The 7,523-nt window shown below is 32.4% G+C and carries 7 protein-coding genes and 1 pseudogene; all 8 read right to left on the bottom strand.

Annotated elements, in window-relative coordinates:
• Positions 1–156: 156 nt before the first annotated feature.
• The gene (locus ACHZC3_RS10915) at positions 157–1,524 is read right to left on the bottom strand and encodes an NADH-quinone oxidoreductase subunit N (protein WP_394759888.1); all 1,368 of its coding nucleotides are present in this window, start codon (positions 1,522–1,524) and stop codon (positions 157–159) included.
• A 46-nt stretch (positions 1,525–1,570) separates the two neighbouring features.
• Positions 1,571–3,010 (bottom strand): NuoM family protein, encoded by a 1,440-nt coding sequence (locus ACHZC3_RS10920; protein WP_394759889.1) that lies wholly within the window; start codon positions 3,008–3,010, stop codon positions 1,571–1,573.
• Between the two features lie 12 nt (positions 3,011–3,022).
• On the bottom strand, positions 3,023–4,906 hold the full coding sequence (gene nuoL / locus ACHZC3_RS10925; protein WP_394759890.1) for an NADH-quinone oxidoreductase subunit L: 1,884 nt from the start codon (positions 4,904–4,906) through the stop codon (positions 3,023–3,025).
• A gap of 6 nt (positions 4,907–4,912) precedes the next feature.
• The gene (nuoK, locus tag ACHZC3_RS10930) at positions 4,913–5,233 is read right to left on the bottom strand and encodes an NADH-quinone oxidoreductase subunit NuoK (RefSeq protein ID WP_394759891.1); all 321 of its coding nucleotides are present in this window, start codon (positions 5,231–5,233) and stop codon (positions 4,913–4,915) included.
• 1 nt (position 5,234) lies between these two features.
• Positions 5,235–5,747 carry an NADH-quinone oxidoreductase subunit J gene (locus ACHZC3_RS10935; protein ID WP_394759892.1) on the bottom strand — a complete coding sequence of 171 codons (513 nt, stop codon included), beginning with the start codon at positions 5,745–5,747 and terminating at the stop codon, positions 5,235–5,237.
• On the bottom strand, positions 5,747–6,298 hold the full coding sequence (locus ACHZC3_RS10940; RefSeq protein WP_394759893.1) for a NuoI/complex I 23 kDa subunit family protein: 552 nt from the start codon (positions 6,296–6,298) through the stop codon (positions 5,747–5,749). The genes ACHZC3_RS10935 and ACHZC3_RS10940 overlap by 1 nt, the downstream gene beginning before the upstream one ends.
• Positions 6,299–6,306: 8 nt before the next feature.
• Entirely contained in the window at positions 6,307–7,338 is a 1,032-nt protein-coding gene (gene nuoH / locus ACHZC3_RS10945; RefSeq protein ID WP_394759894.1) for an NADH-quinone oxidoreductase subunit NuoH, read from the bottom strand.
• Positions 7,331–7,523, bottom strand: a pseudogene (locus ACHZC3_RS10950) (Fe-S-binding domain-containing protein); the annotation flags it as partial. The pseudogene ACHZC3_RS10950 and the gene nuoH, both read right to left, overlap by 8 nt.

Below are 7,523 nucleotides of genomic sequence, written 5' to 3' on the forward strand. Positions count from 1 at the left end.
TGTTTGGGACGAAACCAATCCGTTTGTAAAAAAACACGATAATTTGGTTAAGAATATGGCTTATCTAATCAATAGCGAAAAAGAATTGGCAGAAAAAAACCTTAGTTAGACTAAGGTTTTTTTCTGCTTTATATTTGTTCTTCAAAAGCTTTTTTTCTAAATCAATCCTAAAACAAGGTTTGGGAATAATCCCAATACAATATTTAATATCAACGCTACAACAGCAACGATTTGATACATTACTGGAACTTTTGGCAAAGTTTGCTCACTATCTTTTGTGTACATCGCTAGGATTATTTTAAAATAATAACCCACACTTATTATAGAACTAATAATAGCCACAATTACTAAAACCATCCAGTTTGTATTTACCAATTGATTCAGTAAAAAGAATTTTGCGAAGAAACCAGATAAAACAGGAATTCCTGCCATAGACAATAAAGAAGCCGTTAGGATTCCCGCCAATAATGGGTGTGATTTTCCAAAACCAATAAAGCTATCAATAGTTTCATTTTCTTTATCTTTAGTTACATACATTACAACTGCAAAAAAAGCAATTCCCGCCACTGCATAAGCAGCTGCATAATATAATAATGTACTTGCTGCATTATTTGCTATCAAAAGTGTTGAAACCATAAAACCAGCATGTGATATACCAGAAAAAGCAAACATACGTTTTACATTATTTTGACGCAACGCCATAATATTTCCTAATAACATTGATCCAATTGCCACACAAACAATGATGAGTTGAAAAGAATACGTTTGAAAAGGAAAAAGCGATGTAACTAACTTGTATAATGTTGCCATAGCTACTACTTTAGCTAAACTACTCATAGTTGCGGTAGTTAAGGCTGGTGCTCCTTCATATACATCGGGCGCCCAAAAATGAAAAGGAACCGTTGCAATCTTAAATAACATTCCTATTACTAATAATATTAGTCCTATAAAATACCATTGTGGGTAATTTGTAGTATGAACTATTTGTGATATTGAATTCAAATCGAAACTTCCTGTTGCTCCGTATACCAAACAGATACCGAAAAGTATTATTCCTGAAGCAAAAGAACCCATTAGAAAATATTTCATTCCCGCTTCGTTACTTTTTAAATTTAATCGATTGCTTGCTGCAAGTATATATAATGAAATAGATAAAACCTCGATTCCTAAAAAGAACATAGACAAGTTTCCGAAAGAAACCATGGCTACTGCTCCTGCTAAAAGAAATACTTTTATTCCAACATAATCCGAGATTTTAGTTGCCTGTTCTTTATAAAATTCATGACTTAAAGCCACTAAAAAAATAGTTATTACAATAAACAAACTTGAAAATGCTACCGAAAATTTATCGACAACTATCATGTTATTAAAATAAGAACCTAGATGGTTGTATTCGGAAATGTTAAAGCCTAAAATAGCTAAAAGACCTATTATTGTAACTGGAACTATTGCTTTTCTTGCATTAAAAATCTCTGCAAGAAGCGATAATATCCCCAATCCTGATATGTATATAAGAGTATTCATTCTTTATATTTCTTTTTTATATTATTGAATTCAAAAAAACTGAACCCTAAACTTTATTAATTTTCGTCACAATTTCTTGTAATGCAGGCGTAATCAAATCTGTGATTGGTTTTGGAAACAATCCAAAAAACAACAATACAACAATTATTACTACGAAAACGATAGTTTCGTTTGTCGTTATCGATTGAAATATTTTAGAATTAGCTTCACCCAACATAACGTGTTGAAACATTTTTAGCATATAAACTGCACCTAGTATAATCGTTGTTCCTGCAATAATTGCAAACCAAATATTAGCACTGTATAAACTGTATAACAAAGTAAATTCTCCAACAAAATTGAATGTTCCTGGCAATGCAACCGAAGCCAACATGATAATCATAAACATCGAAGCAAACTTGTTATCTTGAATTCTGATTCCGCCCATTTCAGCTATTTCTTGTGTATTGAAACGTCTTTCTATTACTTCGACAGCAAAGAAAAGACCAACAACTACAAATCCGTGAGCAATCATTTGCAAAACTGCACCACGCAAACCATCTAAGGTTAATGTGTAAGCTCCAGCAGCGATTAAACCAACGTGAGCAAGAGATGAATAAGCCAGTAATTTTTTAATATTTCTTTGTTGCAAAGCTACAATCGAACCATATACCACTCCTGCAATACTTAATCCAATAAAAATTGGCATATACATTTTTGCTGCAAAAGGCGCTATTGGTAATTGCCAACGAATAACACTATACAATCCCATCTTCAGCATAATTCCTGAAAGCAACATCGTACCAACGGCTGGTGATTTTTGATACACATTTGCTTGCCAAGTATGAAAAGGAATAATTGGAATTTTGATAGCGTAAGCCAAAAATAGGGCTAAGAATATCCAAAATTGTTCTTGATCAGTTAAATGTACAGCATACAAATCTCCTATCATTAAACTTCCTGCTTTTTGGAATAAATAGATAAAAGCAACCAACATGAATAATGATCCTGCTAATGTATAAATGAAAAATTTAATTACTGCTTTTTTGCGTTCTTCAGCATCTCCGTTACCCCAAACAAGGGCAATAAAATAAATTGGTATTAATGACAACTCCCAGAAAATATAATACAAGAAAGCATCGGCACTCAAGAAAGTTCCCACCATTGCAAATGACATGAACAATACTAAAGAGTAGAAGTTTTTGCTGTTTTTGTATTGATTTCCAAAAGAAGAAAATATGATTATTGATGTCAAAACTGTCGTCAAAAGCAGCATTGCTAGTGACAATCCATCAACTTTTAAGGCAATGTATAAATTTGGATTTGAAATCCAATTTGCAATAAAATCAGAATTGATTCCATGATTGTATTGATTTAATATAAATATTGATCCAACAATTGACGCTAAGCTGAAAAACAAAGCTACCGTTTTAGCCAGTTTATCTCCAGCAAAATAAGTTGCCACAGCACCGAATAATAAAAATATGAGTATAAATGATACGTTCATTGTGTGTAATTATTAAACTAAAAATAAATAAATTAAAATTGAAGAAATCCCTAATACAAAAGCAAAAAGATACAATCCGATGCTTCCATTTTGAACTAATTTTCCTTGATTTCCAATTTCGTTTGTTATTTTCCCTAAACCGAAAACAAATCCAGAAACCGCAGTTTCAATATATTTTCTGAAGAAATGCGATACTTTATATAATGTATTTACGATAACTGCATCATAAATTTCATCAACATAATATTTGTTATATAAAACTTTAGCAACACCTGTAATTTCAGAATCTTCTGAAGGAACTTCACTGTTTTTAATATATTTAAAATAAGCAAATCCAATTCCGACTAAAGCACCAACAGTTGCAATTGCCATCAACATATAAGCAGTACCGTCTAAATGATGTTCTGCATGACCAACTTTACCAAATAATGGTGCTAAATAATGGTTTAACCAACTGTTTCCAGGCAAACTAATTAATCCACCTATAGCGGCTAAAAACGCTAAAATTATTAATGGAATAGTAATCAAACTAGGACTTTCGTGTAAATGATGTTTTTGCTCATCGGTTCCTCTAAATTCTTTGAAGAATGTCAAATACATTAATCGAAACATATAAAATGCAGTCATGATAGAAGCTATCGAACCAATAATCCAAAGAATCATATTTCCGTGGAAAGCTGTCATTAAAATTTCATCTTTAGACCAGAATCCTGCAAAAGGAAAGATTCCCGAAATGGCTAATGTCGAAATCATCATCGTCCAAAATGTAATTGGCATATATTTTTTCAAACCACCCATTTTGCGCATATCTTGTTCGCCATGCAAAGCGTGAATTACCGAACCCGAACCTAAGAACAAACAAGCTTTGAAGAAAGCATGCGTGATAACATGGAAAACAGCCACTTCATAAGCGCCAAGACCCAAAGCTAAAAACATTAATCCTAATTGTGAAACTGTAGAATAAGCCAATACTTTTTTGATATCATTTTGAACCAATCCGATAGAAGCAGCTACAATGGCAGTAATTGTTCCAACGATTGCCATTATATCTTGAATATACGGTGCTAAATCGAATAAGAAATTCATTCTGGTTACCATAAATATACCAGCGGTGACCATTGTCGCAGCGTGAATTAATGCCGAAACCGGAGTTGGTCCAGCCATCGCGTCTGGCAACCAAGTATATAATGGAATTTGTGCTGATTTTCCACAAGCTCCGATGAATAGACATAGAGCAGCGATAGATAATAATGGATTTGATAAAATATCACTATTTGATAAAATGCCGCTTTTAAGTGTTGTATAATCTAAAGTATTGAATAAATATCCTAGAATAAATATCCCAATCAACAAACCTAAATCACCAATTCTGTTCATGATGAAAGCTTTTTTGGCTGCATCATTATACTCTTGATTTTTATACCAAAACCCAATTAGTAAATAAGAACACAATCCAACACCTTCCCAACCAATGAACATTACCAATAAATTACTTCCTATGACCAATGTAATCATGAAAAACACAAACAGATTCAAATACGCAAAAAACTTGTGCATATTTTCATCATCGTGCATATAAGAAATAGAATATAAATGAATTAATGTTCCAATTCCAGTTACGAATAACAACCAAAGAATAGACAATTGATCTAATAAGAATGAGAAGTTAACATTGAATTTTTCTAAAGAAATCCATTGAAACAAATCAATTTGAATTGGTTTTACACTTGATTGAATCAGTGCAAAAAAATATGTAGTTGCGAAAAATGATATCAGAATCGATAATGTTCCTATAGCTCCTACAATGGTTTTTCCTGCTTTTTTCCCAAGAAAAATATTAAATAAGAATCCACAAAGTGGTGCTAACAATAATACTAAAGCTAAATTTTTTTCCATTAGTATTTATCCTTTTAAATTTTTTAAATTATCAATATCAATAGAACTTAAGTTTCTAAATATTGACACTAATATCGCCAATCCTACCGCAACTTCGGCAGCAGCCACAGCCATCGAGAAGAATACAAAAACTTGTCCTTGTGCATCTTGATGAAAAGTTGAAAATGCTACAAAAAGTAAATTTACCGCATTTAACATAATTTCGATAGACATAAACATAATGATGGCGTTTCTTCTAAACAAAACACCAAAAATTCCGATACAGAATAAAATCACACACAAATAAATGTAATTTTCAATTCCTATTTCTACTAATATATTATTCATTTTATTGAATTGATTTTTCTTTTTTAGACAATAACACTACACCCATCATCGCTACTAGCAACAATACAGAAGCGAATTCGAAAGGAACCATATACTCATTAAGTAATACTTTACCTAAAACTTTTATCGATTGAAAATCTTGACCAGAAGTTCTGTACGTTTCAATTTTTGGTATTGCTTTAATGAAAACGGCTAACATCACAAAACAAACCAATCCAAAAGAAACAACAGCTGCTAATTTTGACGCAATATTTTTATGAGGTTCATCTTCTTTGTTTAAATTCATCAACATAATGGTAAATAAAAACAAAACCATAATGGCTCCAGAATACACTATAATATGAACGATAGCTAAAAATTGTGCGTTAAATAATAAATAATGACCTGCAACGCTAAAGAAGCAAATCACCAAATAAATAGCACTATGAATAGGGTTTTTACTAATGATAGTTAAAAATGCAGTCGCCAATGTAATGGCCGACAAAAAGTAGAAAATAATTAATAATGTACTCATTAGTTAGCGTTTTTAAGTTGTGCATTTTGCATTGCGATATCTAAAGGCATAACCAGTTTGTCTTTTCCGAAGATAAAATCTTCTCTTTCGTAACTTGAAGGAACCAAAACTTTTGAAGTCGTTAGGTAAATCGCGTCTTTCGGACAAGCTTCTTCACACAAACCACAAAAAATACAACGCAACATATTGATTTCATATATTTCTGCATATTTTTCTTCACGGTACAAGTGCTTTTCGTTTGATTTTCTCTCAGCAGCTTTCATTGTAATTGCTTCTGCAGGACAAGAAAGTGCACACAAACCACAAGCAGTACAGTTTTCACGACCTTGTTCATCACGTTTTAACATGTGTTGACCACGATAAACTGGGCTCATCTCACGTACTTGTTCAGGATAATGAATGGTTACTTTTTTTCTAAAAAAGTGCTTGATTGTAATAAGTAATCCTTTTACAATCGCCACAAGATAAAGGCTTTCTAAAAAAGTCATTTCCTTATTGGAAACTTGTTTTTTTCTACCTGATAATGATATATTTTGTATAGTCGTTGACATAAAATCTTTTATTTAAACAGTAAAAGGCAAATTCCTGTAACCATTATATTTAGAATTGCTAGTGGGATTAAAATCTTCCAACCCAAATGCATTAATTGATCGTATCTGAAACGTGGAATCGTCCAACGAACCCACATATAGAAGAAAATGAATCCACAAATTTTGATAAACAAAGCTAAGAAACCTAAAATATTTGCAGTGTTTATTCCAACGTTTTCAACCATCCATTGCATTCCTGGATAATTGTATCCTCCGAAGAATAAAACAGCTAAAATTGCTGAGGAAATAAACATATTCGCATATTCAGCGAACAAATAGAATCCCATTTTCATAGAAGAATATTCTGTATGGTAACCTCCAATTAATTCCGATTCACATTCTGCTAAGTCGAAAGGAGTTCTGTTTGTTTCTGCAAAAGCACAAATTAAAAAGATTAAAAAAGAAACGGGTTGGTAAAAAACATTCCAATTCATTCCTGCTTGTTGTGCTGATATTTCTCTCAAACTCAATGTTCCAGTCATCATTAATAAAGCAATCATAGACAATCCCATGGCAACTTCATACGATACCATTTGTGAAGCCGCACGAACTGCTCCCATTAACGAGAACTTGTTATTTGAAGCCCAACCACCAATCATGATACCGTAAACTCCAACAGAAACTACTGCAAAAATGTACAATAAGGCATTGTCAATATCGGTAGCTTGTAATAAAATATCTCTTCCAAAAAGATGTAGTTTATCTCCCCAAGGAATCACTGCACTGGTCATTAAAGCCGTGCTCATCGCAATTGCTGGTCCTACGACAAATAAAAATTTATTAGGTGTGTTTGGAGAAAATTCTTCTTTCGAAAATAATTTTAATCCGTCAGCAAGTGGCTGCAATAATCCGCCCCAACCGGCACGGTTTGGTCCAACTCTATCTTGCAAAAATGCAGCTACTTTACGTTCTGCCCAAGTAGAATACATCGCCATAATCATGGTTAATGCAAAAACCACTAAAATAACAACGCTCTTTTCTATTATAAATGCACTATCCATTTTTCTTTGAATCTATAAGGTTGCCATCAATTTTTTCGTTGTAATCAATTTCAGACATACTGATTTTTTTATTATCGATTTCTCTACCTTCTAAAATTAATTTTTCGGTATCGATTTCAACTTTTTCTAATTTCTGAGTATAATTATTTTGATTGATAACCGAATCTTTCTCGAATTCACGAGGC

The organism is Flavobacterium sp., assembly GCF_043720215.1.
Taxonomy (GTDB): Bacteria; Bacteroidota; Bacteroidia; order Flavobacteriales; family Flavobacteriaceae; genus Flavobacterium.

Coding starts and splice junctions, on each gene's coding strand:
- nuoL (WP_394759890.1), bottom strand. CDS start 4,906: ATGGAAAAAAATTTAGCTTTAGTATTATTGTTAGCACCACTTTGTGGA.
- ACHZC3_RS10940 (WP_394759893.1), bottom strand. CDS start 6,298: ATGTCAACGACTATACAAAATATATCATTATCAGGTAGAAAAAAACAA.
- ACHZC3_RS10935 (WP_394759892.1), bottom strand. CDS start 5,747: ATGAGTACATTATTAATTATTTTCTACTTTTTGTCGGCCATTACATTG.
- nuoH (WP_394759894.1), bottom strand. CDS start 7,338: ATGGATAGTGCATTTATAATAGAAAAGAGCGTTGTTATTTTAGTGGTT.
- ACHZC3_RS10920 (WP_394759889.1), bottom strand. CDS start 3,010: ATGAACGTATCATTTATACTCATATTTTTATTATTCGGTGCTGTGGCA.
- nuoK (WP_394759891.1), bottom strand. CDS start 5,233: ATGAATAATATATTAGTAGAAATAGGAATTGAAAATTACATTTATTTG.
- ACHZC3_RS10915 (WP_394759888.1), bottom strand. CDS start 1,524: ATGAATACTCTTATATACATATCAGGATTGGGGATATTATCGCTTCTT.